Here is a 3,006-nt window from a genome sequence, read left to right on the forward strand (position 1 = left end):
CTCATGATCGAGCACGATCCTGGTGTCGAACACCAGTTCTTCGGCTTCGCCGCTAAAGCTCGCGACCGCAATGCAATTGCCGAACGTGTCATGTAGCCATCGCACGTCCTTGGGCTGCGGAAGGATGTCAAGCCGGAACTCGATCAGGCGCTGATCGAAGCTGTCGCGCGGCCGGCACATCAACCGGTGATCGCCAAAGCGCACCGGAACCTTGTAGGCGTAACGCGTGATGTGGCGGACGGACAGGAGCGTCATGAGCGTCCGGGAACAGAGCGTCCAATTCGAACGTCACGCAACGGCGAGAAGCGCAACCATTGCATTAAGGCAAAGGCCGGCGCATCGATAGGCTTCTCGCCGGGGATCGACACCCGTATTCCTGGGTTCAGGCGCCTCATCGGTCATCACCTTAAAATGCATTGTATGGTGCGCACGAACGCCATGAAAAACGCCGCCTTGGCGGCGTCGCAGCCGCAAGCGATCACGACGGGCCCGGTTCTCACTAGATTGTTGCGCACACCGCACTTATAACATTTTCTTCCCGGAAATACCCCGCATGCTCGAAAAACGGTCATAGCTTGGCATGGAGTCCCTAACGCTCCTTTGTGGGGAGCGCCGGAACGGGCCTCGCCCGCGGTAGGAACCCAGCGCGTCGCAATGCTTGGCTCGATCTGGGTAGCAGATAAACCGCCTCCTAGCGGTGAGACAACCAGACTGATAGCGATGTGGTGGGGCGGGCGCTGGACCTCACGCAGACTTGGGCACGCCGCCCGCCACAAGCTCTTGATACGCCTGCGGCAGCAACCGCGCGAGGAGCGCGCCCCACGCCCGCTGCCCGCTCGTGTCGGCGATCAGATCCTGGCGGATCTCGATCTCGACGTGCGGCAGGCCACGTCGCTCGCCATGCACTGGAATGGTGTAGTCCGACGCGTCGGACACGCTATAGGGCTCGTTGTCGCCGATGAGGAGCCCTTCTTCGCGTTTCAGCAACGCCATCAGAATATCGGCGAAACGAGGATCGCGGTTGTAGAGCAGGCCAGCGTGCCACGGCCGCGCCGCGCCCTTGAAAACCGGCGTAAAGCTGTGCATCGCGATCAGCGCGACCGGTCGGCCCTCTTGCCCCCTCAGGTCGAGCTCGGCTTCGATCCAATCGTGGTAGGGCCGGAAAATCTCGCGAACGCGCGCGCGCTTTTGATTTTCGCTTAGGCCGACGTTCCCCGGGATCGGGGTAAACTCGCTGATTTCCGGAATCGACGTCTCCGACCCCGGCGCGCGGTTACAATCGATGACCAGACGCGAATAGTTCTGCCGCGCCAAGGCAGCGTCGAGCGCGTCCGCCAGGAATCGGGAAACCGCGGCGATGCCGATGTCCCAGGCGATATGGCGCTCCAATTCGGCCCGCGCGACGCCGAGCCGCCCGAGCGCGCGCGGGATTGCATTGCCCGCGTGATCGACCACGATCAGGAACGGCGACTGGCCATCCTTGTTGCGCGCGGTGATCGCCGGCGCCTCGTCGGGCGCCAACAGGCGGTTGGCCGTCTCGTTCATCGGCGGCCGCGCTTGTCACGACAGCGATCACGCGGACCGGCGATCGCTCTGTTCCTGCCGTCTAAGTTTCGGCGCGTTCCGATAGCGGCGTCACGATTGCACTTCATCTGTCCAAACCTTGAAGCTCTTCAGGACGTTTGGTCCGAATGTGGTGCTGAGCGGCACATCCGTGGCGTCGCGTCCGCGCCCGATCAGCACCCGTCCGATGCGTGGAACGTTATTGCGCGCATCGAAGATATGCCAGCGCCCGCCGAGAAAAACCTCGAACCAGGCCGCGAAATCGCCCGGCGCATAAGGCGGCGGCATGCCGATGTCTCCGAGATAGCCGGTGCAATAACGCGCGGGGATGTTCATGCAGCGGCAAAAAGTGATGGCGAGATGCGTGTAGTCACGGCAGACGCCCCGTCGCTCGTGGAACGCCTCCATGGCTGTTCGCGTCGACCGCGCATGCTCGTAGCCAAAGACGATGTGATTGTGGACGAAATCGCAGATCGCCTGGACCCGCCCCCAGCCGATCGGCGCCTTATCGAACAGGCTCCAGGCGATCTCGGTCATTCGATCCGTGTCGCAGTAGCGGCTTCCCAGGAGAAACACCAAGGTCTCGTCGGGAAGATCCTGCACGGGGTGTTGCCATGCGTTGGGTTCGATCGGATCGGGCAAGCCGCTGTCGTTGAGCACCGCATCCGTCGAAATGCGGATCTGGCCCGTGGGCGCCACGATGCGGCTGCACCAATTCCCGAACTCGTCCCGATAGGGCGCGATCGGGACCGAGGGGCTGGTGACGATATGGTCGGGAGTGACGATATCCGCCACGCGGCTAAAGTGAGTGTTCAACGTCAGCAGCATCGGCGTCGGCTGCGGGCACTCGTAGATCAGTTCATAGCCTACACGGATCTGCATGATTAGCCTTGTTTGTGGCGCGTCGATCACGAAGCGCTCTTGATCGCCGCGCGTGAAGGCCGGCGCGCGGTTCTTCGACGATAGCCGCCGACGTATGGCTGCTTCAACCTCTTTCGGCGTCGAGAAACGCAACTCTCGGTCAGCGAAGCCTTCAGGGCGGCCGCGCAAAATATAATTTGACGCAATGGTCGGTCGTTGTCGGCGGCTATTTCCGCCACCTTCGCGCCTGTCACGCGAGCGACGCACTCAAACTCCGAGGTTCTGGGGAAAAACCCCAGAACCTCGGATTCATCACTTCTACGAATTTCCGCCCTCAGAAATCCATGCCGCCCATGCCGCCGCCGCCCGGCATTTGAGGAGCGTCCTTCCTCGGATGCTCGGTGATGGTCGCCTCTGTGGTGACGATCAGGCCAGCGATCGACGCCGCGTCCTGAAGCGCGGTGCGCACGACCTTGGTCGGGTCGATGATGCCGAGCCTCATGAGATCGCCGAATTCGCTAGTCTGCGCATCGTAGCCGTAACTATATTCCTTCGAGTCGAGCAGCTTGCCCACGACGACCG

Annotated in this window: 4 protein-coding genes; all 4 read right to left on the reverse strand. The window is 62.1% G+C overall.

Annotation, left to right across the window (positions count from 1 at the left end; genetic code table 11):
- On the reverse strand, window positions 1-255 hold a 255-nt coding region (locus tag ABSB13_RS16975; protein WP_428110533.1), incomplete at its 3' end, for a transglutaminase N-terminal domain-containing protein.
- A 489-nt stretch (window positions 256-744) separates the two neighbouring features.
- Complete coding sequence (locus ABSB13_RS16980; RefSeq protein ID WP_428110535.1) at window positions 745-1,545, reverse strand: N-formylglutamate amidohydrolase; 801 nt, start codon at window positions 1,543-1,545, stop codon at window positions 745-747.
- 90 nt (window positions 1,546-1,635) lie between these two features.
- The gene (locus tag ABSB13_RS16985; RefSeq protein WP_428110539.1) at window positions 1,636-2,445 is read right to left on the reverse strand and encodes a transglutaminase-like domain-containing protein; all 810 of its coding nucleotides are present in this window, start codon (window positions 2,443-2,445) and stop codon (window positions 1,636-1,638) included.
- Between the two features lie 313 nt (window positions 2,446-2,758).
- Window positions 2,759-3,006 (reverse strand): TCP-1/cpn60 chaperonin family protein (locus tag ABSB13_RS16990; RefSeq protein ID WP_428110537.1); only part of this gene is annotated, 248 nt, incomplete at its 5' end.

Origin of the sequence: Binatus sp. (SeqCode), from assembly GCF_050013435.1 — a bacterium.
Classification (GTDB): Bacteria; Desulfobacterota; Binatia; order Binatales; family Binataceae; genus Binatus.

Bases quoted from the DNA above. Each gene is read 5' to 3' on its own strand.
- ABSB13_RS16980 (WP_428110535.1), bottom strand. From the start codon at position 1,545: ATGAACGAGACGGCCAACCGCCTGTTGGCGCCCGACGAGGCGCCGGCG.
- ABSB13_RS16985 (WP_428110539.1), bottom strand. From the start codon at position 2,445: ATGCAGATCCGTGTAGGCTATGAACTGATCTACGAGTGCCCGCAGCCG.